This is a genomic window from Chelativorans petroleitrophicus, assembly GCF_025398195.1.
Lineage (GTDB): Bacteria > Pseudomonadota > Alphaproteobacteria > Rhizobiales > Rhizobiaceae > Chelativorans > Chelativorans petroleitrophicus.
Genome location: NZ_JAODNV010000006.1, coordinates 1 through 23303, shown reverse-complemented (window position 1 = coordinate 23303; position 23303 = coordinate 1). Strand labels below are relative to the sequence as shown.

Here is a 23303-nt window from a genome sequence, read left to right as displayed (position 1 = left end):
TTTCCCAAAGGGAAGCTTGAAATGATTCGTCAGGCCTGTCGATCGGCAACTAGAGCTAGAAATCCGGAGACGTCCATCAGCCATGCCTGCTGGGACAGCCTGTAGGTCTGATGCAGCCTTCTCGGCACGACAAGCTGTAGCAGTTTCGCGCGCATCTCGTCGGTCTGGTTCTCGGAGATGCCTGGCTCAAGGGTAAGCAGGTGCTTATGCTCGATCCGTGCAGCCTCCGACAGCACCTGCCGCCAGCGGTCCTTCAGGGTCGATTTCGCCCCTAGCATGGTCAGCCGGGCGGCGGGGAACGTGATATCGCGGTATTCGGCCTGGCCGGGGAACAGGAAATCCGGCCTGTTGCGGTTCTCCGTCTCGGCACCCCGCGCGTACCTGATTCCAAAGGTGTCAAAAACGGCGGCCAGGTGGTTCTCCAGCGCCGCCCCCGCTCGCGATTTCCGGCGGTTCTGCACACTGAGGGAGAACGAGAGAAAACCATCAACATCCACCTCTTCCGCAGTGGCGAATCCTTCCCTGATCCTCTCCGCCACGATGCGGCGTTCCAGGCGGCGAAAAAGCTGCTCCTCGCGCTCCATCCAGAGCACCAGGGCCTCGTCCGGGTCGTCCCTCGCGTTCACGTCCGGAAGGGACATGCGGGCCAGACCCGACAGTACGCTTGTCGAAGGAAACGTCAGTCCGAATTTCTCGATGAGGCTGTCGAGCCTATCGGCCTCCGGCTCCTCAGGCTCGATCCCGAGTTCGTCCAGGATGTACCTGGCCGCGAAGTCGAGTTCCGCGTCGTTGTCACTGCCGATCTCCTGCGACTCGAACCTGAAGCCGATCTGCCCGTCCAGTCCAAAGAGCCATATGAGCTGGTTGCGGATCGTTCCGTCATCAGGGGTGACGATGAACAGGAGATGATCGTCGGGCTTTCGCGCGAGAAATAGCACGTCCCCCGCCTTCATCATGGAGGTCACCGCATTCCCCTGATAATAGAGACGCCATTCCGCGCTCCGCTTGGGGTCGTTCCGACGCGCGTCGTACCAGGACAGCCACCCCTCTTCCGACAGGGCTTCCTGCTCCCCGGCGATCCAGATGTACGTAGCAGGGAAGCGGTTGTCCTCGCCGCCGCGAGGGAACTTCCGATCGTCCCTGCCGAGAATCCTGACAAGAGGCTCGGACCCCGTAACCTCGTGCTGGTTGGAGGATTCAGGATTGGCATCAACAGCGGCGAGGCGCTTCACGGCCACGCCCCTGAAATGATTCGAAAGCAGCCCCCTCCTTATGGTCATTCCCTCCCCCGTATCTCCAAGTGCGGGATGTCGGAACGCAGCCATGCGGCACACCGCACGATGATATCCTCAAGGTCAAGGCGACTCCTGCCCCTCATGCTGCATTCCCACACGATGCCCTGCCGCCAACCCAATGCCCCGATCGCTTCCGAAACGCGCGCATCTCGGCATCGGTTGGCCTCGATCTTAGCAGCCCAGAAATCCTGTCGGGTGGTGGGCAGCCTGTGGAGATGGCAGTCGTGTCCGTGCCAGAAACAGCCGTGCACGAAAAGCACGGCCCGGAAGCGGGGGAAGACGATGTCCGGCCTGCCCGGCAGATGACGGCTATGGAGCCTGAAACGGAAACCGAGCGCATGAAGACCCCTGCGCAGGATCATCTCAGGTTTCGTGTTGGCTCCCCGAATCCGAGCCATGATCTGGCTGCGGACCTCGGGGGAAACGATATCAGGCATATGCCGCCGTCTTCGATTCTGGAACAGGCCTGGTGATGACCGGCACGATCCGGTCTTTCACGGACACACGGCTGCCATTCCCCACCGCCGCACGGATATGGGGCTCAAGGGCCTTGGCTACGAACTCAACCACGGGAACCACCACGGCATTGCCAAACTGGCGGTACGCCTGGGTGTCAGAGACCTCGATCCGCCAGCGACGTTCTCCCCGGTCAAATCCCATGAGGCGCGCGCATTCGAGCGGCGTAAGGCGCCGCGGCCGCTTTCCCGGCTGCTCGATGAGGACTTCCGACCCGTCCTTGTAATACCTGGCCGACAGCGTGCGCGCCACGTCATCCGGCCCGAATACGCTGTAGCCGAAACCGTTCCCCTTCGCCTGGTGCTTGGCTTTGTAATCCTGAAGGTACTGCCACAGGCGCGGCGTCAGCGTGTATTTCGGATCAACCTCGTCATGAGGCTGAAGGATGTCCTTCAATTTCGGTCCGCTCGCGGCATCAGGCAGTTCAAGGGACCTGAAATCGAATTTAGTCGGTTCGCGGAAGCCGACGATGAAGATGCGTTCACGCTTCTGCGGCACCCACGGCTCGGAGCTGATGATGCGATGCTGCACGTGGTAGCCGAGTTCGTTCCGGAGGACGTTCATGATTGTTCCGAACGTCTGGCCGCCATTGTGACGCTCTAAGTTCTTGACGTTCTCAAGCATGAACACGGCCGGCCGATGATGGGCGATGATCTTGGCCGCATCGAAGAAAAGCGTGCCTTGGGTGTCGCACAGGAAGCCATGCGGTCTGTTGAGGGAGTTTTTCTTGGAAACGCCAGCTATGGAAAATGCCTGGCATGGAAAGCCTGCCAGCAGCACGTCATGTTCGGGCACCTTGTCGGGATTTTCAGAATACTCCCGTATGTCGCCGCCGATGTCGTGTTCAGCCTCCTTAAAATTCAGGGCGTAGGTCTTGCGGGCACTTGGATCCCATTCGGAGGTGAACACACATCGCCCCCCGATCGCTTCAAAGCCAAGACGAAGCCCACCGATCCCAGCGAAGAGGTCAATGAATCGAAACCAGGATGAATCCGATACCTGAGACGACGCAGCCGTCCTGATCGCATGTTCCCGAAGCGTCCGGAGAGCCAGCCTCGGGACGCGCCCTCCTTCCTCATATCGATATGCGGTCCGACAGGAAACCGCCAGAAGCTCCGCCGCCTGCTCAATCGTCAGGCCAGCCTGCTGCCGAAGCGTGGAGAATTCTGTCTGTTTCCGTATACGCATGCCCTCTACCCCCGAATCACTTGCTGGGTCAATTTTTGACACCATGTCAGAAAGTGTCCTAAGGGACAATTAAAATGTTCTTCATATGTTCCGTTCCGGCAGGTGTTATTCACAACGTGCTGCCGTGGCTGCGCCAGTGGTGACAGGCTCTATCTAGCGCGGCTCGTCAGACGCAGGAACGCCGCACTAGGCGACGATCCTGCCGTGACGGCGCGCCTCCTCGGCGTAGGCCGACAGGCGCTTGTCGGCCCGGAAATGGCGGTCGCGCTCGACCAAGAGCCCGAGTGGGACGCGCAGGGACTGGATTTCAGCGAGGCTGGCATACCCGAGCTCTGGGCAGCCGAGGCCAAGGTCGCAGAGGCCGAACAGGGTATCCCCGTCGGCAGCGAGCTCGGTGAAGAGCCATGTCGCCTGGGCATCGGGCGTGAAGAGCTTCACCACGGGACAGTGGTCTCGATCACGACGCACGGACAGGTCTGCATTGCGCCGGAGCTGGGAGCGTATTGCGGGGGTGAGGAGCATCACTGCCCCTCCTTCTTCGCGCGGATGACGAGCCGGCCGGAGAGCGGCAGCGCGGACAGGCTGACATTGAAGCCCTCGCCGTCCTGGTGCAGCCAGGCGCAGCCGATGCGGGTCCAGAAAGCCCGATCGCCTTCGCCCTCCACGACATAGATGCCGTGCGAGGGATGGTTTTTCGCGGGTGCTGTTTGCTTCTTTGCCATTTTGGCCTCCTGTATCGGCCGTCTCATGCGACCGTTCCGGAAGCCGCTGACGGCGGGCTTGAGCGGGTCTAGCTGGATGACCGAAGGGAACGCTGCGCGCTTGTCCATAAGCGGACGCGCCAAGCCGACGTAGGAAGGCAGGAGGAACGGCGCGGAGGCGGCGGGAAGGAGGCAAATGGCAAGGAGGCAGCACGTTGCGAACGGCAGGCTCCGCTGGTTTCGGCGAGGCATGTGGGAAAGCCATCTGAGCGCGGCGGGCACAAAACCCGAGGCGGGTGAAAATCGTTGACCGCCGTTGCGGCGGGAGTGTCCCGGTTTCATCAGCGATCGCAGTTGCCTGGAAGGCGGCAACGGAATCCGGCTTCGGGCCAAAACTGACGAATCAGAAACGTTCACTGTCGGTCAAGCGGTCCCGCAGGAGCGGCAGCGGTCCCCTGCGCCAAATTCGCAGGCCGCAGGCTGGAAACGGCAGATGCCACCGAAAGGTGTCAAACTCAAATTGAGATGACGTACCGGGAAGGCGAAAGAGTTTGCATCAGAGTCGGTAGAAAGTCGGTAGAATTTCGATCTCAATGAAAACCGTCTCTGGCAAGGCGGCCCATCTTCAAATTTTTTGCTTCAATTTCCAGAGGGTTAGATGGTGATCCCGGCAGGATTCGAACCTGCGACCCTCAGATTAGGAATCTGATGCTCTATCCTACTGAGCTACGGGACCATGGATGCCCGGCACTCATAACGCGGAACGGCCGCATCGCCAAGCCGAAATGGCGCTTTACGCGCGCCGCCGCAAGAGGCCATCAGGCCGCGAGTGCCGCCTCGGCGAGCCGCACCCAATAGCTGATGCCGTAGGGAATCGCCTCGTCATTGAAATCATAGGCGGGATTGTGGAGGAAGGCGCTGTCGCCGTTGCCGATGAAGACGAAGGCGCCGGGTCGGGCCTCGAGCATATAGGAGAAATCCTCCCCGCCCATTAAGGGAGCGACGTCGGCGGTCACCTGCGACGGGCCGACGATCTCCCGCGCAACGCCGGCCGCGAATTCCGCTTGAGCGGCGTCGTTGACGGTGACGGGATAGTTCGCCTGGTAGCTCACCGTCGCGCGCGCCCCATGGGCCCGGGCCACGCCTTCGGCAATAGCGCGCAGGCGCTCCTCGGCGAGCGCGTTCATCTCCTTCCTTAAGGTGCGCACCGTGCCTTCCAGGGTGACGCGGTCGGGAATGATGTTGTGCGAGTGGCCGCCATTGAACTTGGTCACAGACACGACGACCGCTTCCAGAGGATCGGCCACGCGCGAGGCGATGGTTTGAAGCGCAGTGACGATCTGGGCGCCGATCACGATCGGGTCCGTGGTGTTGTGGGGCATGGCGGCGTGCCCGCCCTTGCCGGTGACAGTGATAACGAACTCGGCGGTCGCGGCCATGATCGGCCCCGGCCGGGTGGCGAAATGGCCGACCGGCAGGCCGGGCAGGTTGTGCATGCCAAACACGCGCTCGATCCCGAAGCGCTCCATCAATCCGTCGCGTACCATTTCCCGACCACCGCCGCCGCCCTCTTCCGCCGGCTGGAAGATGAGCACCACACTTCCGGCAAAGTTGCGCGTCTCGGCCAGATATTTCGCCGCACCCAGAAGCATGGCAACATGGCCATCATGACCACAGGCGTGCATGCGGCCCGGAACGGCAGACGCGTAATCTTTGCCGGTCTGTTCGGTCAGCGGCAGCGCGTCCATGTCCGCGCGCAGCCCAACGGACGGCCCGGAGCCGCGGCGGCCGCGAATGACGCCCACCACGCCAGTACGCCCGATGCCAGTCACCACCTCGTCACAGCCGAATTCCTCGAGCTTGGCGCGAACGAAGGCTGCGGTTTCATGCACGTCAAACTGGATTTCGGGTCTGCGATGGAGATGGCGGCGCCAAGCCGTTACCTCGCCCTGGAGTTCCGCTGCGCGATTAATGATCGGCATAAAAAGCCTTTCCTTGCTTGCGATCGGAGACAAGTTCCGGAACAATGCGCGTCCGGAACCCGCCACAATGGCGACATATGCGCCAGCCAAGTGGTGACCGCGGTCAAGACCCCTCGCCCGCCGAGGCTCGAACGCGCGGGCATCATAGGAAGATCGGCAGCGGGCAGGCAATACGGAATCGGAGCGGCAGATGCAGCCCTGGCAAACTCGCAAACCTATCGTGCTAGTTGCAGCGCTTCTTCTGGCACTCCTCGGCGCGCCGGCCCTTGCCGGTCCTTATCTCCTGTTCGATGTCGGCAGCGGGCGGGTGCTGGCCGAGGACGACGCTTTCCAGCGCTGGTATCCCGCTTCGCTGACGAAGCTGATGACCGCCTATGTGGCGTTCCGCGCGGTTGAATCGGGTGAGATGCAGCTCGACTCGCCCATTCTCATGACCCAGAATGCGGCCAAGGAGCCGCCGAGCAAGATGGGGTTTCCGCCCGGTTCCGTGCTCACGCTCGACAATGCGCTGAAGATCATCCTGGTCAAATCGGCAAATGACGTGGCGACCGCGATCGCGGAGAGCATCGGCGGATCGGAGGCGGGTTTTGCCGCACGCATGAATGCGGAAGCGCGCCGCCTCGGCATGACGGACACGCATTTCGTCAATGCCCACGGGCTGCATTCCCCGGACCACTACAGCACCGCGCGCGACCTCGCCCTGCTCGTACGGGCGCTGCGTACGGAGTTCCCGCAATTCGCGAACTACTTTGCCCTGGAGGGCATCCGGTACGGCAAGTCCGTGGTGGAGAACCACAATTTCCTGATCGGCCGTTTCGAAGGCGCCGACGGCATGAAGACGGGCTATATCTGCGCGGGCGGATTCAATCTCATCGCTACGGCCACGCGGGGCCGGCGCACGCTGGCCGTCATTGTTCTGGGCGCTCATTCACAGGTGGAGCGCGCGGAGTTGGCGGCCGACCTGCTGGCGCGCGGCTTCAAAGGCTTCGGCTTCGGTCTTGGCGGGCCCACGCTCACCAGCCTCAGGCCCTCCCGGCCCGTATCGCCAACCGCTATCGACATACGCAGCCAGGTCTGCTCCCAGGAGGCGGTGGCCAAAAGGGCTGAAATGCGCGACGACGAGGGACGCTTCGTGCTCAATTCGCCCCATGTGCGGCCGAGAACGCGCGAGCCGCGCCTGGTTGCAGTTGGCCTCGGCGGCGCTTCCGGGCCGATACCCGGCAAGCCCGTCTATGCCAATATTCCGATCCCCACGCCCCGGCCGGAATATCCGCCGCAGACTGTTTCCGCGGGCGAAGGCGGCTGAGCCCATGGCTGAGCGCGAATCCATCGCCCTTTCCATCGTGACCGGTTTCCTCGGCGCCGGCAAAACGACCCTGCTCAACCGGCTTCTGAAGGACCCGGCGCTCACCGACACCGCCGTGATCGTCAACGAGTTTGGCGAGATCGCCATAGACCATTTCCTAGTGGAGACGGCGGGCGACGGGGTGATCGAGCTGGGCGGCGGCTGCCTGTGCTGCACGGTGCGCGGCGAACTTGCAGACACGCTGATGGCCGTCACGGAACGGCCGCAAAGGCCGCGGCGCGTGGTGCTGGAGACGACAGGGCTTGCCGATCCGGCACCCGTCCTGCAGGCGCTGGCCGCGCATCCGGTGCTGTCAGTCCTCTACCGCCCGGAGGCGATCATCGCAGCGGTCGATGCCGTCAACGGCGCCTCCACGCTCGATACCTATGAGGAGGCACGCCGCCAGGCTGCTCTGGCCGACCGCATCGTGATCACCAAGGCGGAGCTTGCGCCGGACGGGCCGGAGCCCTTGCGCGCGCGTCTTGCGGAGCTTAACGGCGAGGCGGAAATTCTGGACAGCCGCGATTCGGCACCGCTTACGGCGGCCAAGCTGCTGCGGCCCGGTTTTGCCGCCGGTTCACGGACCCCGCTGACACCTTCCTTCAGCGAGGCCCACCATCATCACCATGCCAGTCATTTCAGCAGCGTGTGTCTCGTGCATGACGGCGCGCTGCCGCTTCTGGCGGTGGAAAACTTTCTCGACCTTGTCACGACACAGCAGGGTGAGCAGATCCTGCGCATCAAGGGCCTTGTGGAGACGGATGACGATCCTGACCACCCGGTCCTCATTCAGGGGGCGCAGCGGCTGCTCCACGCGCCGGAACGGCTCTCCCGCTGGCCCGACAACGCCCCCAGGGGCACCCGCCTCGTGGTCATCGGGCAGCATCTCGACGTGGAATACATAAGGCGCATCTTCGCCGCCTTTGCCGGGCAGGCGGCGGTCGACACGCCCGACCGCAAGGCGCTGGAGGAAAACCCGCTCGCGATCGCGGCTTTCCGCCCGCTGCCTTAAGCAGGCTGCCGCCGGGAGCGCAGCCCGGCAAGGCCAAGCGCAACGAGTGCAGCCATCAGAAGGGTCGCGGCGCCAAGGCCGAAAACAGCGGCGTAGCCGGTCCGTTCCGCTATCGGCTGGCTCACCAGCGGGGAGACGAACTGGCCGAGAAAGATGCTGGCCGTCAACAATCCGGCCACCCGGCCACGGTTGTCCTCGCCGGCGATGGCCATGGCGGCCGAGCCGAGATTGGGCATGATCAGGCCGAGCCCGCTACCCACCAGGAAGGACGCCGGCAATATGGCCGCGAAGCTGCCCGCCGCCGCCACAAGCGCCAGCCCGCCAGCCAGAAAGCCGAAGCCGAGGGCAAATACCGCGGACACATCCAGCCGCCGGCGCACATGCCCATAGAAGAAGGAGAACAACGCCGAGGCGAGCGTGCATGCGCCTATCGCGACTCCGACCAGGACCGGGGAATTCGTGCCGAGCGCCTTCAGGTGGAACGGAAGTTGTGTCGGCATGAGATAGAAGGTCAAGCTGTTCAACACCGACGCCAGCAGGACTGCGGCAAGGGGAATGGTGAGGAAGAAGCCCGAGATCAGGCCCCTGTCCTCCTGCTTGGGCAAGGCCTCCGGACGGTGCACATCGGTGATGAAAGCGAGGATCGCCGGCACGAGGGCGAATGCCACGGCATAGACGAGAAAGGGCGCGCGCCAGTTGAACTCGGCGAGGAGGCCGCCTCCGGTGAGGAAGAAAATGCCGCCGATGCCGATGAAAGCCGCCTGTTGCCCCATGAAGCGGTCTCGCGCGGGACCCGAGAAGTAGTCGCCGACCAGCGCTGTGGCCACCGTCATCACGCCGGCCACGGCAACTCCCAGAAGCGCCCGGCCTGCAAGCAGCGTGAACAGAGAATCGGCGAAGACGCCGGACACGCCCGCAACGCCGTAAAGCAGGATGGCCACGATCGCCACCTTCCGCCGGCCATAACGGTCTGCAAGCAGCCCGGCAAAAGGCGCGCAGAAGGCGATGAACAATGCCGGGACGGTGAGCACCAGGCGCGTGAGGATGGCCGCTTCCGGGGTATCGGCAAAATACGCTTCGATGGCCGGCAAAGCCGGCGAAATAGTCGCACCCGCCATGATGGTGAGCGCGCTCAGGAACAAGATGGTGACGTTACGTCCGGCCACGCTGCTACGGCGGCCGGCAAAGCCGGGCTGAAAATCATCGACAGGGGTTCTCATCGCGGCTGCTGCTCCTTCTGCGCAAAAACATGGGCCCTTTGCTGTTCGGGAGCCAGCCGGCGGCCCGCCTTCGACAGACATGAAAGAGGCACGCACCCTGCTCCCGGCATCGCGGCACGGAGCGGAGTTGATAAGACCTCAAGTAAAGTTGAGGTCAAGCCGAAAAATCAGATTGGAAAATGACGGGCTTCAGCCTTTCCCGCGCTCGATCAGGAAACGGTGTCCGCCCGCCACCGTTTGCGTCTCGATGAGTGCATGGCCCTCCTGATTGCAGAAGGCGGGTATGTCGATTGCTGCGAGCGGGTCGGTGGTTTCGATCCAGAGGCGTTCCCCCGGCCTCATGCCCTGCAGGCGCTTGCGCGTCCTCAGCACCGGAAGCGGACAGTTGAGGCCCCTAAGGTCGTAGACGTCTGCCGGTTCCAAGATCCTTCAGTCACCGAAAAGCTTGCCGAGCCGGCTGAGGAGACGGGAAGAGGTCGAGGATTCGGCGGCCGACGGCGCCTCGCCTTCCGCCCGTTCGGCGCGCGGAGCGGGTGAAGGCAGCGCGCCGGAGGTCAGGGCGGGCGCGCCGACTTCCCGAGCCGCCGGCGGCACCGCTCCGGTCGCAATGTCCGGATTGGTGGTGTCGGGCACGGGCGCCGCATAGGCGGAAACGGGTGCGGATTCAGGCTTTGCGGGCGCAGAGGCAACCAGCGTCGGCGGTTCCGGCGTGACCTTCTCGCCTCTGGCGCGGCGGCGGCTCCAGTCGGCCACCAGCATCGCCTCCTCGATGCCCTGGATGGATGCCTTCGGCGCGGGCGTCTTCCACAGGCTCACCGCCTGCTTGAAAGCCAGTTCCTCTTTCTTCTTGTGAGCCTGGTAGGCTAGCATCAGCGACTGCGGCTGGGTCGAGGGCGGGCAAGGTCCGGCCGGATCAAAGGTGTAGCCCTCGGCCGGTATGCGGTTGAAGACATAGCGCCGCTCGCACACATCCACTTTCGGCGGCATTCTGGTGATCTCGAAGTGGTCGTAGCCCTCCTTCAGCATTTGCCAGAACGGGAAATTCGGATCGTCGCGATAGCGCGCCATGTTCTGAGGCGTCATGCGGAAGGGGAATGCCTGGATCTGGAACTCCTGCTGGCCGCCCCGAAACGCATCGCGCGCGAAGGCGTAGATTTCCTCCACCTGCTCGTCCGTCATGGAATAACAGCCGGCGGAAGAACAAGCGCCATGCACCATCAGATGCGAGCCCGTGCGCCCGTTGGCGCGGTCGTAGGCGTTGGGGAAGCCGATGTTGAAGGCCAGATGGTAGTTGGAGTACGGGTTCATCTGCTGCGGGCGAACCGTGTAGAAGCCCTCGGGGGCCTGCCTGTCGCCCTCAGTGTATTTCGGCCCAAGCTTGCCCGACCATTTGCAGATTTCGTAGCTCTTGAGGAAGCCATAGCGCCCGCTGGTCGTCTGCTTCCAGACTTCCAGAACGCCCTCCTCCTTGAAGATGCGCAGGAGGATGGGGGCGTCCTTTTTCATCCCCTTCGCCTCCATGAGGCTGACGACCTCGGCAGGCAGCGGCTTCTCCGCCTTGGGCGCAATATCGTCCAGCGACCCGCACGCCGAAAGGGCAAGTGCGGAGGTCAGCAGCAAAGCGCGTGCGAGGCGGCTCGTCATGCAGCGGTCTCTATAAGGTTCGCCATTCCCCTCTCCTCCGCGCGGGAGGTACTCCTCGCAACTTAACACACGTTAGGCTTGACAAATCATTACCGCGCGAGGTGTCGACTGACGGATACCACCGCCGCCGCAGCCAAGGCAAGAATGAGGCGGATTATGGCAGTGCAAATCCGGCAGCCGCAACCGGCAGCCGCCCAATGACGGCTTCAGAGATTGCGGCCGATGGCCAGGAACTTCTCACGTCGGTGTTCGCGGTAGTCATTGCTGATCTGGGCGAGCTCCCTAAAGCCCTTCTCGATGGTCTCGCCCGTGGCCTGAATCACCGCTTCAGGCGCCCGGTGCGCGCCGCCCACCGGCTCCGGCACAATGCCATCGATGATCTTGAGCTGCAGGAGGTCCTGCGCCGTGATCTTCATGTTCGTGGCCGCGTCCTTGGCGCGGGAGGGATCGCGCCAGAGGATCGAGGCGGCACCCTCCGGCGAGATCACGGAATAGATGGAGTGCTCCAGCATATAAACGAGGTTGGCCGTGGCGATGGCGATCGCGCCGCCCGAACCGCCCTCGCCGATGATGACGGAGATGTTGGGCACGCGCAGACTCAGGCACTTCGAGGTGGAGCGCGCAATGGCCTCGGCCTGTCCGCGCTCCTCCGCGCCGATACCCGGATAGGCGCCTGCAGTATCGACTAGGCTCAGGACCGGGATGCCGAAACGGTCGGCCAGGTCCATCACGCGGACGGCCTTGCGATAGCCTTCGGGCCGGGCCATGCCGAAATTGTGCTTGAGCCGCGTCTGCGTGTCGTTGCCCTTTTCCTGGCCGATGATGGCGATCGGCTCGCCCTTGAAGCGTGCGAAGCCGGCCACGATCGCCTGGTCCTCGCCAAAGGCCCGGTCGCCGGCAAGCGGCGTGAAGTCCGTAAACAGCGTGCGCACGTAATCCAGGCAGTGCGGACGATCCGGATGGCGCGCGACTTGCGCCTTCTGCCAGGGCGTGAGGGCCTTGTAGAGATCCCGCAACGCTTCCTTGGAGCGCTTCTCCAGCCGCGCGACTTCCTCGGCAACGTCAACGGCTTCGCCGCTTTCCGACAGCTTTTTCAGTTCGAGAATCTTACCTTCAAGGTCGGCGACCGGCTTTTCGAAATCGAGATAGTTGTACATTCAATCGCCAAAATCAGACACGGAACTCACGCGGATCGGGTATGCCTGCACATTGTGTCCATACCCGGAGTGGTGGCCTCACATAACCTTCATGCGCCTAGCGGGCAAGCGGATGGTGATTCTCTACCAGCTCCTTCAGCCGCTTCTCCAGGACATGGGTGTAGATCTGTGTGGTGGAGATATCGGCATGGCCGAGAAGCTGCTGCACGGCCCGCAGATCGGCGCCATTCTGCAGAAGATGGCTTGCGAAGGCATGCCGCAGGACATGCGGGGACACCTTCGCCGCCGCAAGACCCGCGCGCGCGGCAAGCCCCTTGAGTTCACGCGCGAAAACCTGGCGCGGCAGATACCCGCTCTCGGAGGCAGCCGGGAAAAGCCACGGGCTTTCCGCAAAAGCCGGATGCCTTGCCCGCTCGGCGAGCCAGAGCCGCACGGCCTCGCGCGCCTTCTGCGAAAGCGGGACGATCCGCTCTTTCGCGCCCTTTCCCCGCACGGTGAAGAAGCGCTCGTCGCGCAATGCCACACGCAGCGGCAGGCTGACGAGCTCCGATACGCGCAGGCCCGAGGCATAGAGAACTTCAAGTAGCGTGGAGAGGCGTTGCGCGGCGAGGCGCTGCGGCGTCCCCTCCGGCGCCTCCCGGGCTTCCAGGGCGGCACGATCCAGAAGCGTGTTCATCTCCGCCTCGCTCAGCACCTTGGGCAGAGGCCGCCCCTTCTTCGGGCTGTCGAGCACGCCCGTCGGATCATCGCCGCGCAGGCCCTCGGCATAGAGGAATTTGAAGAACTGCCTCAGGGCGGAAAGTTTGCGCGCCTGCGTCGTCGGGGCAAATCCGCGGTCGGCGAGATCGGAAAGATAGTTGCGGATATCGTCGGCTTTGGCGGCCGCGAGCCCACCGGCCAGATAATGATCCGCGTCCTCCAGATCGCGCCGGTAGGAGGAAAGCGTGTTGTCGCCGGCTCCGCGCTCGGCAGCCATCATCTCCAGAAAGGCCTCGATCTTCGCGCCGCTTGCCATGCCTGTCCCGCGTTTTCGTCAGGCCACTATGACCTGTCGTGGTGAAGCAGCGATTAACGCTGGAACAACCGCTCGGGCGGAATCTCGACAATTATCTCCGTCCGCTTCGGCTCGACCAAAGTGGCAAGCGCGAACATGGCCGCATAAACCAGTGCGACCAGAATGACGATCGTCGTGAGAAGCCGGAAGAGGGTCGGCATGTCCTTCTGTCCGCATTTGGGAGCAGCCCTTATGAAATAGGCGCAGCCTCAACTCAAGGCGCTGTTGTGTGCAGGTGACCGGCTCCCCGGCTTGACGCGGTGCCGGATTCGTGTCGAAACCTGTCGCATGACGTCATCCGACAAAGCAGACATAACCGAAACCCTGCCCGACATTCCCGCTCTTCTGGAGCGGCTCGGCCGGCGCAATCTTGTCTTCGTCGGCCTAATGGGAGCGGGCAAGACGGTGATCGGCCGCAAGGTGGCCGACATGCTGGAACTGCCTTTTGCCGACAGCGACCAGGAGATCGAAAGCGTCTCACGCATGACGATCCCGGAACTCTTCGCAACCTACGGCGAGGACGAGTTTCGGGCGCTGGAGCGCCGCGTCATCGCCCGGCTGCTAGAAGATGGGCCGCAGGTGCTTTCCACCGGCGGCGGGGCTTTCATGAACGAGGAAACGCGCTGCGCCATCGCGCAACATGGCGTTTCCATCTGGCTGAAGGCCGACCTCAACACGCTCATGCACCGGGTGACGAAGCGCAAGAACCGGCCGCTCCTGAACACCGAGGACCCTCGCGCCGTCATGCAGCGGCTCATGGAGATACGCTACCCCATATACGAGCAGGCGGATGTGACAGTGCAGACACGCGATGAACCGAAGGAGGTCATCGCGACGGAAGTGGTCGAAAGCCTCGCACTTTTCCTCAAGAAAGGCATGGAATGCACGAAAGCCGCTCAATGAACCGCAAGGCGGATACGGCGACCGTATCCGTCGGCCTTGGTGCGCGTGCCTATGATATTCTGATCGGTCCGGGGCTGATTGTGCGGGCAGGAGCGGAGATCGCGGCCCGCCTGCCGGGCACGCGCGCTGCCGTGATCACGGATGATAACGTCGCGTCCGCGCACCTGCCCGTACTCCAGGAAAGTTTGGGTGCTGTCGGAATCGACAGCGTCACCGTCCAGGTTCGGCCCGGCGAGCGCAGCAAGAGCTTCGAGACTCTGCAGGAGGCGGTGGATGCCATCCTTGCCGCACGGCTTGAGCGCCGGGATACGATCATCGCGCTCGGCGGCGGCGTGGTCGGCGATCTGGCCGGCTTTGTGGCGAGCATCGTCCGCCGCGGCATGAATTTCGTGCAGGTGCCAACCTCCCTGCTTGCCCAGGTGGATTCGTCCGTAGGCGGCAAGACGGGCATCAACACGGCCCACGGCAAGAATCTCGTCGGTGCCTTCCATCAGCCGAGGCTGGTGCTGGCCGACACGGCCGCCCTCGATACGCTGCCGGAACGCGAGTTCCGCGCTGGTTATGCGGAGGTGGTGAAATACGGGCTCATCAACCAACCCGACTTCTTCGCCTGGCTCGAACAGAACTGGCGCGAGGTCTTCTCCGGCGGATCGGCCCGCATCGAGGCTATCGCGCGTTCGTGCCGCGCCAAGGCGGAGACGGTGGAGCGCGACGAGCGCGAGACCGGCGAGCGCGCGCTGCTCAATCTCGGCCATACGTTCGGCCACGCGCTGGAGGCCGCCACGGGCTATGACGGCGCACGCCTCGTCCATGGGGAAGGTGTGGCAATCGGCATGGCGCTGGCGCACCGCTTCTCCGCGCGCATGAACCTTGCAAGCCCAGATGATGCGGCGCGCGTCGAATCCCATCTCAGGGCCGTTGGCCTGCCAACGAGCCCAAAGGACATTGCCGGCGACCTTCCCGGAGCCGATGCACTGCTTTCCTACATCGCTCAGGACAAGAAGGTCTCGCGTGGCGCGCTCACCTTCATCCTGACGCGCGGCATCGGCCAGGCCTTTATCGCCAAAGACGTTCCAGCCTCTGAAGTCCACGCCTTCCTGAAGGAGTTTGAACGGCCATGACGGCGCAAATCCTGGTTACCGGCGGCGTCATCCTGTGTCTGATCATTCTTTCCTTCCTGTTCTCCGGTACCGAGACCGGAATGACCGCCGCGTCGCGGGCAAGGCTCCACACGCTGGAGCGCGGCGGCAACAAGCGCGCCGCCTTAGTCAACAGGCTTATCGCCCGGCGCGACCGGCTGGTAGGGGCCCTGCTCATCGGCAACAATCTGGTCAACATTCTCGCTTCCGCCCTCGCCACCACCCTCTTTCTCACGCTGTTCGGCGAGGCGGGCGTGGCCTACGCCACGATCGTGATGACCGTCCTGCTCGTCGTCTTTTCGGAAATCCTGCCGAAATCCTGGGCGCTCGCCCGGCCGGAGCAGTTTGCCCTGTTCGCCTCGCCCTTCGCGCGTCTCACGATCCTCCTGTTCGGCCCGTTCTCGACGGCGGCCAACGCCATCGTTCGTTTCATCCTTTCCGTTTTCGGCGTCAATCTGTCCGGCGACGCGCCCCTGCTTTCCGCGCATGACGAGCTGCGCGGCACGGTCGAGGTGCTGCACCGCGAAGGTGCGGTGGTGAAGCAGGACCGGGACCGCGTCGGCGGCCTGCTCGACCTGCACGAACTGGAAGTGTCCGACATCATGATCCACCGCACGAACATGTGGTCGGTCAATGCCGACGATCCGCCTGAAACGGTCGTGCGCGAGATCCTGAACAGCCCTTACACCCGTATTCCCGTCTGGCGCGGCAAGACCGAGAACATCGTCGGTGTCGTCCATGTCCGCGACCTCCTGCGGGCGCTGCATGAAGTGGACAACGATGTCAGCCGCATCGACATCATGAAGATCGCGGCAAAGCCCTGGTTCGTGCCCGACACCACCTCCCTGCAGGATCAGCTCAACGCCTTCCTTCGCCGCAAGGCGCATATCGCCATCGTCGTGGACGAATATGGCGAGGTGGAAGGGCTGGTAACGCTGGAGGACATTATCGAAGAGATCGTCGGAGATATTTCCGACGAGCACGACGTGGACGTACAGGGCGTCAAGCAGGAGGCGGACGGCTCAGTGGTGGTGGAGGGTTCGGTGCCGATCCGCGACCTCAACCGTGCGCTCGACTGGGACCTGCCGGACGACAATGCCACAACCATAGCGGGCCTCGTCATCCACGAGACCCAGACCATCCCTGAGGAGAAGCAGGCCTTCACCTTCTTCGGCAAGCGCTTCATCGTCATGAAACGGGAGAAAAACCGCATCACGCGGCTCAGAATCCGGCCGGCGGTGGAAGAGAAGCCGCAGAAGGGGAAGGGCAAATAGGCCGGGGATCGCGAAGGCCGCTTTGGCCTGGCTGGCAAGCCGGACACAAAGATACGCTCGTTTCGGGGGCGTGCGGACGATCTGGTAGACGCTCACCACCTCACCGGCTCGCCGGGCGCCGCCGGCTCAATGGCGAGCGCGTGAATGCCGGCTTTCAGCTCCTCGGCCAGCACGGCGTTGACGGCCCGGTGACGCTCCAGACGGCTCATATCGGTGAACGCCTTCGAAACAATGCGCACGCGGAAATGCGTTTCACCCGTGCCGTCGAAAACCTCTTCCCGCCCGCCTTCCGTATGATGGTGACCGGCGTGAAGATGGCTCTCATTGATCACGTCGAGGCGCTCGGGCGAAAAAGCCTCTCTCAGTTTGGCTTCCATCGAGGATTTTATGGACAAGGTCGTCTCCTGACACCATATGGGGCTTGTCCCCCGGCATGAATCTGTGGCCTAGGTCGATCCCTCGCGGAATGTCAATTCTTGTTTCGTGGCGGACAGCCGCCATAATCAGGACTGATTTGGTTTCTTCAGGTCAGGCATGAAACTGAACTCGAAATATTTCGAGAAGATCCGTATCCGCCCGGACCCTAAGGCGCACACCGACGCGCCCCGCTGCCAATGGGACGGCTGCACGGAAGCCGGCCTGCACCGGGCGCCTGTGGGCCGCCAGCGGGAGGGTGAATATTTCCGCTTCTGTTTCGAGCATGTGCGGCAGTACAATAAGAATTACAATTACTTCGCCGGGCTCAAGGACAGCGAAATCGCCCGCTTCCAGAAAGAGGCAATGACCGGCCACCGCCCTACATGGCGGATGGGCTCCAACGCGACTGGCCAGGCCGCAGCGGACTTCGCGCCTTTCCGCTCCGGGCACGCAGCCTACTACAGGCGCCTCGGCGACCCGTTCAATCTCTTTGGCGAACGGGATGCTCAGGTGCGTCCACAAGCGATGCGCCGGCTGAAGCCGCTCGAGGCCAAGGCCTTCGAAACACTCGGCCTTTCCGCACAGGCGACTGGCGCGGATATAAAGGCGCGCTATAAAGCGCTTGTGAAACGCCACCATCCCGACGCGAATGGCGGCGACAGGGCATCCGAGGCGCGCCTGCGCGACGTACTCCAGGCCTACCGGCTCTTGAAGCAGGCGGGTTTCTGTTAACCCCGGTCTCTGCTAAGAGGCCGTTGTTGTATAAAAGCGGCGAGGGCTTCGTCCCGCGCGCGCTGGAGGTGTGATGAACAAGATAGACCGCGATATCGCCAACCTGCCCGACACCACAGTGTCGGTCCGCGAGACCTTCGGCTTTGACGCCGACATGGTCGTGCCTGCCTATTCCGCTCCGGATCCCCACGTGCCGGACATCGATCCGGATTATCTGTTCGACAAGCCGACCACGCTCGCCATCCTCGCCGGCTTCACCTACAACCGCCGCGTCATGATCTCGGGCTATCACGGCACGGGCAAGTCCACCCATATCGAGCAGGTGGCGGCACGGCTCAACTGGCCCTGCGTGCGCATCAACCTCGACAGCCATGTGAGCCGCATCGACCTCGTGGGCAAGGACGCGATCGTGGTCAAGGAAGGCAAGCAGATCACGGAATTTCGCGACGGCATTCTTCCCTGGGCCTACCAGCACAATGTCGCCCTCGTCTTCGACGAGTACGATGCCGGCCGTCCGGACGTGATGTTCGTCATACAGCGCGTGCTGGAATCCTCGGGCCGGCTGACACTGCTCGACCAGAGCCGGGTCATCCGGCCGCATCCGGCCTTCCGCCTGTTTGCCACGGCAAACACCGTGGGTCTTGGCGACACGACGGGGCTGTATCACGGCACGCAGCAGATCAACCAGGCACAGATGGACCGCTGGTCCATCGTGACGACGCTTAACTATCTGCCGCATGACGATGAGGTCGCCATCGTTCAGGCCAAGGCCAAGCACTACCAGAACGAGGAAGGCCGCGAGATCGTAAGCCGCATGGTGCGGGTGGCCGACATGACGCGCTCGGCCTTCATGAATGGAGATCTTTCCACCGTCATGAGCCCGCGCACGGTTATCATGTGGGCGGAGAACGCTGAGATCTTCCGCGATGTGGGCTTTGCGTTCCGTCTTACCTTCCTCAACAAATGTGACGAGCTGGAGCGGCCCATCGTGGCCGAGTTCTACCAGCGCGCATTTGGCGAGGAGCTGCCGGAATCAGCAGCCAACGTCGTTCTGAGCTGAGATATGGCCATGCAATACAAGGGCAGTTGTCACTGCGGAGCGGTGCGGTTCCGGGCCGACGTCGATCTGTCGAATCCCATCGTCTGCAACTGCTCCTACTGCCAGCGGCGCGGCAGCATGCTGGCCTTCACGCCGGTCGAGAATTTCGAGCTGGAACAGGGTGAGGAGAACCTTACCGAATACCGTTTCAACACGCGGCAAATCCGGCATCTCTTCTGCAAGACCTGCGGCATGGAGTCCTTCGCCCTCGGACAGCGACCTGACGGCGCACGTATGGCTGCGATCAACGTTCGCTGCCTAGAAGATGTCGATCCGGACAACCTTCAGGTCACCAAAGTGGACGGCCGCTCCCGCTGAGCGAGGCTTGAGTGAGCTCAAGATCTACAAACCGCAGGCCAGGACAGCCAGCAGAAGCGCCGCTTGACCCGTTCAAGCGAGCGGTGACGGCGTGCGTGCGCGCCATCGCCGGGGACCGCGATCTGGACGTTTCATTCTCGAAGGACAGGCCGGCGCTTGCCGGTGAACACGTCCGCCTGCCGGATCTGCCCAAGAAGCCCACGCTGGAGATGCTGCAGGTGACACGCGGGCTTGGCGACGCCATGGCACTGCGGCGCGCCTGCCACGACTCCCGCCTGCATGGGAGGCTTGCGCCGCAGGGCCGCCAGGCTCGGGCGATCTTCGATGCCGTGGAGCAGGCGCGCGTCGAAGCCATCGGCTCGCGCTCCATGCGGGGCGTGTCCGACAACATCGCAGCGATGCTGGAGGACAGATATGCCCGGGCCAATCTCGCCGAAATAAGCGACCGCGCTGATGCGCCGCTGGAGGACGCGGTGGCGCTGATGGTGCGCGAGAAGCTGACCGGACGCGCCGCGCCCAAGAGCGGGCAGCGCGTGGTCGAGCTATGGCGTGACTGGATCGAGGAAAAGGCAGGCCCCAACCTCGATGCCCTGCTGCCCAACATTCACGATCAGGATGCTTTTGGCCGCGCGGTGCGCAATCTCCTGGGCGCCATGGACATGGGCGAGGAGCTGGAGGAGGAGCTGGAAGAGAGCGAGGAGGATGACGACCAGCCGCAGGGCGAGGACTCCTCGGAGGAAGGCGGCGAGGACCAAGCAGAGGGCGAGCGCAGCGAAGCCGACGAGGCGGACACCACAAGCGAGGAGAACGACACGGGCGAGAGCGAGGCTGCAGCGGCCACGGCAGAGGAAGTCGCCGATCAGGACGATCTGGACGCCGAAACGCCCGGCGAGGCGCGCCAGCCGGAGAACCCCTTCGATCAGGCAGCACACGCGATCGACTATCACGTCTTCACGACCCTGTTCGACGAGGTGGTGCACGCCGAGGATCTGTGCGATGAGGAGGAGCTCGACCGGCTCCGCGCTTTCCTCGACAAGCAGCTCGTCAATCTTCAGGGTGTCGTCGGCCGGCTTGCGAACCGCCTCCAGCGCCGCCTGATGGCACAGCAGAACCGCTCCTGGGAATTCGATCTGGAAGAGGGCGTGCTGGATACGGCGCGACTGCCCCGGCTTATCATCGATCCCATGCAGCCGCTCTCCTTCAAGCAAGAGCGCGACACCAATTTCCGGGACACGGTGGTCACGCTGCTCATCGACAATTCCGGCTCCATGCGCGGCAGGCCGATCTCCGTGGCCGCGACGTGCGCCGACATTCTCGCGCGCACGCTGGAGCGCTGCGGCGTCAGGGTGGAGATCCTGGGCTTCACAACGCGGGCCTGGAAAGGCGGGCAGGCACGCGAGAAGTGGCTCAAGGAGGGCAAGCCCGCCAATCCCGGACGCCTCAACGATCTGCGCCATATCATCTACAAATCGGCCGACGCCCCCTGGCGGCGCGCGCGGCGCAATTTGGGCCTGATGATGCGCGAGGGCCTGCTGAAAGAGAATATCGACGGCGAGGCGCTCCTTTGGGCGCATCAGCGCCTCATCGCTCGGCCCGAGCAGCGCAAGATCCTGATGATGATCTCCGACGGCGCGCCGGTGGACGACTCCACCCTTTCGGTCAACCCGGGCAACTATCTTGAGCGGCATCTTCGCGCCGTTATCGAGCTCATCGAAGGCCGCTCGCCGGTGGAGCTGCTGGCGATCGGCATCGGCCACGACGTGACGCGCTATTACCGGCGCGCCGTCACCATCGTGGACGCGGAGGAGCTGGCCGGCGCCATGACCGAGCAGCTTGCCGCCCTTTTCGACGAAGCGGGTGCACGGCGCAACCGCCCGGGCGGGCGCTTGCGGCGTGCTGGCTGAGGCCGTGACGGGCACGCGCGGGGCGGCCCGCCTCTTTCCCGTTCTACTTCTCGCGGCCTTTGGCTTCCTTTCCCAGCAAAACGCGCGCGGGTCGGAGCAATCCTTCGCCGTCGATGCCCGTCCGATCGCCTATTTCCGCATCGGCTCGAAGGAGACGCGCTTCGGGCCGCTGGAATTTGTCGGTGGTCTGGAAATGACGTCGCGCCAGCGCGATTTCGGCGCGATCTCCTCCTTTCGCTTTCTTGATTCCGATGGCCGGTTCATGGGCGTGGCAGACACCGGCTTCTGGTTCTTCGGCAGGCTCCTGCACGACGAGAAGGGCCGTCCCGCTTCGATCTCCGATTTCTCAATGATGCCGATGGTGGATGCGAGCGGAACCCCGATCCGCGAAAAATGGTTCACGGATGCAGAGTCGATCGCGCTCGACGGAGACGAGGCGGTGGTGGGATTCGAGCGCAATCACCGTATTGCGCGTTTCCGGATCGAACCCGGGGGCATGGGGGCCGCGACGGCCGTCATGGATTTCATCGTGCCGACTTACGAACTGCGCTCCAACCGCGGCTTCGAGACGCTGACCCGCGCGCCGCAAGACAGCGCATTGGCGGGCGCGCTGGTCGCCGTGACCGAGCGCAGCATGGACGGACAAGGAAACATCTTTGCCGTCATCCTCGAAGGGCCGCACAGGGGCATTTTCACCATTCCGCGCCGCGATGATTTCGACATCACGGACGGCGCTTTCCTCCCGAATGGAGACCTTTTCCTCCTCGAACGCCGCTTCTCCATGTCAACGGGCGTGGCCATGCGACTGCGCCGGCTGCCCGCGGACACGATCCGGCCCGGCATGATTGCCGACGGGCCCGTGCTGCTTCACGCGGACATGGGCTACCAGATCGACAATATGGAGGCGCTGGACGTGTGGGAGCGCGCCGATGGAGCAACGATGGTCTCCATCATGTCGGACGACAACCATTCGCTCCTGCAACGGAATCTCTATCTGGAGTTCCGGCTGGCCGAAGAGTAGCGCCGTTTTACGACGGCTATGGCCGCGCTTCGGCGGGCCGCAGCAGCGAATTTATCGCGCCATAGGGCGCCAGCATCGCAAAGCCCATGACAAGCTTCACGCAGAAATCGCCTACGGCGAGCGAAACCCACAGCGGCATCTCGGCACCGAAACCGAAGAAGGGAACCGGGAAGGCGAGCGAACCGTCCTCGAGCCCCAGCGCCGTGTCGAGATAAGAGAAGGCCGCCGAGAAAGCGATCGAGAAAAACAGCACGGTGTCCAGGGCCGAGCTGATGAGGGTGGAAAAGAGCGGCGGCCGCCACCACGCCTGCCGGCGCAGACGGTCGAATACCACCACGTCCAGCAGCTGGGCCACCAGAAAGGCCGTGCCCGACGCAATGGCGATGCGCGGGGTCGCAAGCCATATGGAAAGAGCGACGGCGACAACAAAGCCGACCAGAACCACCAGCCGCGCAGTCCGCGCGCCGAAGCGGCGGTTGGTCAGGTCGGTGACGAGGAAAGCCACAGGGTAGGTAAAAGCGCCCCAGGTGAGAATCTCGCCCAGGCCGAAATGCTCGAAGGGAAACTGGACGAGAAAATTGGACGCAAGGACCGTAGCCGCCATGGCGGCCACGTGCGGCCACGCTGAAAGAGGATGGGTCATTTTTTTATCCTGGGTGATGGAACCAGTGGGCGGGGAAAGCCCCGCCCCGAAAAGCAAATCAGTCCCCAGCCTGCTGCTCAGCCAGCTTCTTCTGTATCTGCTTCTTCAGAAGCCGCGCGCGCTGGGAAAGATCGTTCGATTTGGCCTTCAGCAGAAAGGCGTCAAGCCCGCCGCGATGTTCCACCGTGCGCAGGGCGTTTGCCGAAATCCGCAGCCGGAAGCTCTGGCCGAGCACCTCCGACATCAGCGTAACTTCGCACAGATTGGGCAGAAAGCGGCGCCTCGTCTTGTTGTTGGCGTGGCTCACATTGTTGCCGCTCATCACGGCCTTGCCGGTCAGTTCGCAAGCGCGGGACATTTTTATTACCTTTATCTTTCGGGCCGCACCCACTCGCCGCACCCGGACGGGCGCGCGGGCGTTTCGGCGGCCTCGTGGAAATTGCCGCCTGCCATAGAGATTTTTCCTTTCCGGGTCAAGCTTAACGTCTTGGCAGTAGCATTCCGGTCCAAATCAGTTTCACCAAAGACGATCGGGAAACGGCTCATTGCAACAGTCCAGGCGGCGGTATCAGCGCACATCCACCCGATGGCTTCTACGATTTCAGCATGCGAAGATAGGCTCATGGTGCGCCGCGTGGTTTCCAAAGCGGCGGATCGCGTTAGATGATGTCCCGAGAGGTGGTGTAGCTTATGCGATCGCCGTGCCTTCCGGACTGTGCCGGATCAGCTTGCCGCAGCG

Annotated in this window: 25 protein-coding genes and 1 tRNA gene; 10 read left to right on the top strand and 16 right to left on the bottom strand. The window is 63.2% G+C overall.

Annotated features, from left to right (window positions below):
* Positions 1-29: 29 nt before the first annotated feature.
* The 7 genes from NYR54_RS04890 to NYR54_RS04860 all read right to left on the bottom strand — a co-directional run bounded on the left by NYR54_RS04890 (position 30) and on the right by NYR54_RS04860 (position 5682).
* Entirely contained in the window at positions 30-1280 is a 1251-nt protein-coding gene (locus NYR54_RS04890; RefSeq protein ID WP_261514490.1) for a type II restriction endonuclease, read from the bottom strand.
* On the bottom strand, positions 1277-1732 hold the full coding sequence (locus NYR54_RS04885) for a very short patch repair endonuclease (RefSeq protein WP_261514489.1): 456 nt from the start codon (positions 1730-1732) through the stop codon (positions 1277-1279). Before NYR54_RS04885 ends, NYR54_RS04890 begins: the two co-directional genes overlap by 4 nt.
* Positions 1725-3044 (bottom strand): DNA (cytosine-5-)-methyltransferase, encoded by a 1320-nt coding sequence (gene dcm, locus NYR54_RS04880; RefSeq protein WP_279327410.1) that lies wholly within the window; start codon positions 3042-3044, stop codon positions 1725-1727. Before dcm ends, NYR54_RS04885 begins: the two co-directional genes overlap by 8 nt.
* Positions 3045-3185: 141 nt before the next feature.
* Entirely contained in the window at positions 3186-3521 is a 336-nt protein-coding gene (locus NYR54_RS04875; protein WP_279327408.1) for a DUF2958 domain-containing protein, read from the bottom strand.
* Positions 3521-3721, bottom strand: a complete 201-nt coding sequence (locus tag NYR54_RS04870) for a hypothetical protein (RefSeq protein WP_261514487.1) — start codon at positions 3719-3721, stop codon at positions 3521-3523. The genes NYR54_RS04875 and NYR54_RS04870 overlap by 1 nt, the downstream gene beginning before the upstream one ends.
* A 638-nt stretch (positions 3722-4359) precedes the next feature.
* Positions 4360-4436, bottom strand: a tRNA-Arg gene (locus NYR54_RS04865).
* 82 nt (positions 4437-4518) lie between these two features.
* Positions 4519-5682 (bottom strand): M20 aminoacylase family protein, encoded by a 1164-nt coding sequence (locus NYR54_RS04860; RefSeq protein WP_261514486.1) that lies wholly within the window; start codon positions 5680-5682, stop codon positions 4519-4521.
* Positions 5683-5872: 190 nt separating this feature from the next.
* Between NYR54_RS04860 and NYR54_RS04855 the strand changes: the two genes are divergently transcribed.
* Both NYR54_RS04855 and NYR54_RS04850 read left to right on the top strand, forming a co-directional pair.
* The gene (locus NYR54_RS04855; RefSeq protein WP_261514485.1) at positions 5873-6988 is read left to right on the top strand and encodes a D-alanyl-D-alanine carboxypeptidase family protein; all 1116 of its coding nucleotides are present in this window, start codon (positions 5873-5875) and stop codon (positions 6986-6988) included.
* 4 nt (positions 6989-6992) lie between these two features.
* Positions 6993-8039, top strand: a complete 1047-nt coding sequence (locus tag NYR54_RS04850; RefSeq protein ID WP_261514484.1) for a CobW family GTP-binding protein — start codon at positions 6993-6995, stop codon at positions 8037-8039.
* Here the strand turns inward: NYR54_RS04850 and NYR54_RS04845 are convergent.
* From NYR54_RS04845 to NYR54_RS04820, 6 genes are all read right to left on the bottom strand, one after another.
* A complete protein-coding gene (locus tag NYR54_RS04845; RefSeq protein ID WP_261514483.1) occupies positions 8036-9259 on the bottom strand; it encodes an MFS transporter in 1224 nt (407 codons plus the stop codon). The genes NYR54_RS04850 and NYR54_RS04845 overlap by 4 nt on opposite strands.
* A gap of 189 nt (positions 9260-9448) precedes the next feature.
* Complete coding sequence (locus tag NYR54_RS04840; protein WP_279327407.1) at positions 9449-9682, bottom strand: sulfurtransferase TusA family protein; 234 nt, start codon at positions 9680-9682, stop codon at positions 9449-9451.
* Positions 9683-9688: 6 nt separating this feature from the next.
* Positions 9689-10903: a L,D-transpeptidase family protein gene (locus NYR54_RS04835; protein WP_261514482.1), complete on the bottom strand. Its 1215-nt coding sequence runs from the start codon at positions 10901-10903 to the stop codon at positions 9689-9691.
* Positions 10904-11109: 206 nt separating this feature from the next.
* Positions 11110-12060, bottom strand: coding sequence for an acetyl-CoA carboxylase carboxyltransferase subunit alpha (locus tag NYR54_RS04830; RefSeq protein WP_261514481.1), 951 nt, complete (start codon positions 12058-12060; stop codon positions 11110-11112).
* A gap of 97 nt (positions 12061-12157) precedes the next feature.
* A complete protein-coding gene (locus tag NYR54_RS04825; RefSeq protein ID WP_261514480.1) occupies positions 12158-13075 on the bottom strand; it encodes a site-specific tyrosine recombinase XerD in 918 nt (305 codons plus the stop codon).
* 53 nt (positions 13076-13128) lie between these two features.
* Entirely contained in the window at positions 13129-13275 is a 147-nt protein-coding gene (locus NYR54_RS04820; protein WP_261514479.1) for a histidine kinase, read from the bottom strand.
* A 127-nt stretch (positions 13276-13402) separates the two neighbouring features.
* On the opposite strand from NYR54_RS04820, the gene NYR54_RS04815 reads away from it, so the two are divergent.
* From NYR54_RS04815 to NYR54_RS04805, 3 genes are read left to right on the top strand one after another with little or no spacing between them, the layout of a single operon-like run.
* Positions 13403-14017 carry a shikimate kinase gene (locus NYR54_RS04815; protein WP_261514478.1) on the top strand — a complete coding sequence of 205 codons (615 nt, stop codon included), beginning with the start codon at positions 13403-13405 and terminating at the stop codon, positions 14015-14017.
* Entirely contained in the window at positions 14014-15138 is a 1125-nt protein-coding gene (gene aroB, locus NYR54_RS04810) for a 3-dehydroquinate synthase (protein ID WP_261514477.1), read from the top strand. The genes NYR54_RS04815 and aroB overlap by 4 nt, the downstream gene beginning before the upstream one ends.
* Entirely contained in the window at positions 15135-16430 is a 1296-nt protein-coding gene (locus NYR54_RS04805) for an HlyC/CorC family transporter (protein ID WP_261514476.1), read from the top strand. The genes aroB and NYR54_RS04805 overlap by 4 nt, the downstream gene beginning before the upstream one ends.
* Positions 16431-16522: 92 nt before the next feature.
* Here NYR54_RS04805 and NYR54_RS04800 read toward each other — a convergent pair whose 3' ends face one another.
* The gene (locus tag NYR54_RS04800) at positions 16523-16825 is read right to left on the bottom strand and encodes a BolA family protein (RefSeq protein ID WP_261514475.1); all 303 of its coding nucleotides are present in this window, start codon (positions 16823-16825) and stop codon (positions 16523-16525) included.
* A 139-nt stretch (positions 16826-16964) separates the two neighbouring features.
* Here NYR54_RS04800 and NYR54_RS04795 point away from each other — a divergent pair, with 139 nt between their 5' ends.
* From NYR54_RS04795 to NYR54_RS04775, 5 genes are all read left to right on the top strand, one after another.
* On the top strand, positions 16965-17579 hold the full coding sequence (locus NYR54_RS04795; RefSeq protein ID WP_261514474.1) for a J domain-containing protein: 615 nt from the start codon (positions 16965-16967) through the stop codon (positions 17577-17579).
* A 73-nt stretch (positions 17580-17652) separates the two neighbouring features.
* A complete protein-coding gene (gene cobS, locus NYR54_RS04790) occupies positions 17653-18639 on the top strand; it encodes a cobaltochelatase subunit CobS (protein ID WP_261514473.1) in 987 nt (328 codons plus the stop codon).
* A gap of 3 nt (positions 18640-18642) precedes the next feature.
* Complete coding sequence (locus NYR54_RS04785; RefSeq protein WP_261514472.1) at positions 18643-18996, top strand: GFA family protein; 354 nt, start codon at positions 18643-18645, stop codon at positions 18994-18996.
* 11 nt (positions 18997-19007) lie between these two features.
* On the top strand, positions 19008-20900 hold the full coding sequence (gene cobT / locus NYR54_RS04780) for a cobaltochelatase subunit CobT (RefSeq protein ID WP_261514471.1): 1893 nt from the start codon (positions 19008-19010) through the stop codon (positions 20898-20900).
* Positions 20893-21921, top strand: coding sequence for an esterase-like activity of phytase family protein (locus tag NYR54_RS04775; protein WP_279327417.1), 1029 nt, complete (start codon positions 20893-20895; stop codon positions 21919-21921). Before cobT ends, NYR54_RS04775 begins: the two co-directional genes overlap by 8 nt.
* A 16-nt stretch (positions 21922-21937) precedes the next feature.
* On the opposite strand, the gene NYR54_RS04770 is transcribed toward NYR54_RS04775, so the two are convergent.
* Positions 21938-22564: a queuosine precursor transporter gene (locus NYR54_RS04770; RefSeq protein WP_261514470.1), complete on the bottom strand. Its 627-nt coding sequence runs from the start codon at positions 22562-22564 to the stop codon at positions 21938-21940.
* Positions 22565-22622: 58 nt separating this feature from the next.
* Positions 22623-22922, bottom strand: a complete 300-nt coding sequence (rpmB, locus tag NYR54_RS04765; protein ID WP_261514469.1) for a 50S ribosomal protein L28 — start codon at positions 22920-22922, stop codon at positions 22623-22625.
* Between the last annotated feature and the right edge of the window lie 381 nt (positions 22923-23303).

Excerpts from the sequence above, each read along its gene's own strand:
- NYR54_RS04890 (WP_261514490.1), bottom strand. The coding sequence starts at position 1,280 with ATGACCATAAGGAGGGGGCTGCTTTCGAATCATTTCAGGGGCGTGGCC.
- NYR54_RS04885 (WP_261514489.1), bottom strand. The coding sequence starts at position 1,732 with ATGCCTGATATCGTTTCCCCCGAGGTCCGCAGCCAGATCATGGCTCGG.
- dcm (WP_279327410.1), bottom strand. The coding sequence starts at position 3,044 with ATGGTGTCAAAAATTGACCCAGCAAGTGATTCGGGGGTAGAGGGCATG.
- NYR54_RS04875 (WP_279327408.1), bottom strand. The coding sequence starts at position 3,521 with ATGCTCCTCACCCCCGCAATACGCTCCCAGCTCCGGCGCAATGCAGAC.
- NYR54_RS04870 (WP_261514487.1), bottom strand. The coding sequence starts at position 3,721 with ATGGCAAAGAAGCAAACAGCACCCGCGAAAAACCATCCCTCGCACGGC.
- NYR54_RS04860 (WP_261514486.1), bottom strand. The coding sequence starts at position 5,682 with ATGCCGATCATTAATCGCGCAGCGGAACTCCAGGGCGAGGTAACGGCT.
- NYR54_RS04855 (WP_261514485.1), top strand. The coding sequence starts at position 5,873 with ATGCAGCCCTGGCAAACTCGCAAACCTATCGTGCTAGTTGCAGCGCTT.
- NYR54_RS04850 (WP_261514484.1), top strand. The coding sequence starts at position 6,993 with ATGGCTGAGCGCGAATCCATCGCCCTTTCCATCGTGACCGGTTTCCTC.
- NYR54_RS04845 (WP_261514483.1), bottom strand. The coding sequence starts at position 9,259 with ATGAGAACCCCTGTCGATGATTTTCAGCCCGGCTTTGCCGGCCGCCGT.
- NYR54_RS04835 (WP_261514482.1), bottom strand. The coding sequence starts at position 10,903 with ATGACGAGCCGCCTCGCACGCGCTTTGCTGCTGACCTCCGCACTTGCC.
- NYR54_RS04830 (WP_261514481.1), bottom strand. The coding sequence starts at position 12,060 with ATGTACAACTATCTCGATTTCGAAAAGCCGGTCGCCGACCTTGAAGGT.
- NYR54_RS04825 (WP_261514480.1), bottom strand. The coding sequence starts at position 13,075 with ATGGCAAGCGGCGCGAAGATCGAGGCCTTTCTGGAGATGATGGCTGCC.
- NYR54_RS04820 (WP_261514479.1), bottom strand. The coding sequence starts at position 13,275 with ATGCCGACCCTCTTCCGGCTTCTCACGACGATCGTCATTCTGGTCGCA.
- NYR54_RS04815 (WP_261514478.1), top strand. The coding sequence starts at position 13,403 with ATGACGTCATCCGACAAAGCAGACATAACCGAAACCCTGCCCGACATT.
- aroB (WP_261514477.1), top strand. The coding sequence starts at position 14,014 with ATGAACCGCAAGGCGGATACGGCGACCGTATCCGTCGGCCTTGGTGCG.
- NYR54_RS04805 (WP_261514476.1), top strand. The coding sequence starts at position 15,135 with ATGACGGCGCAAATCCTGGTTACCGGCGGCGTCATCCTGTGTCTGATC.
- NYR54_RS04795 (WP_261514474.1), top strand. The coding sequence starts at position 16,965 with ATGAAACTGAACTCGAAATATTTCGAGAAGATCCGTATCCGCCCGGAC.
- cobS (WP_261514473.1), top strand. The coding sequence starts at position 17,653 with ATGAACAAGATAGACCGCGATATCGCCAACCTGCCCGACACCACAGTG.
- NYR54_RS04785 (WP_261514472.1), top strand. The coding sequence starts at position 18,643 with ATGGCCATGCAATACAAGGGCAGTTGTCACTGCGGAGCGGTGCGGTTC.
- NYR54_RS04770 (WP_261514470.1), bottom strand. The coding sequence starts at position 22,564 with ATGACCCATCCTCTTTCAGCGTGGCCGCACGTGGCCGCCATGGCGGCT.
- rpmB (WP_261514469.1), bottom strand. The coding sequence starts at position 22,922 with ATGTCCCGCGCTTGCGAACTGACCGGCAAGGCCGTGATGAGCGGCAAC.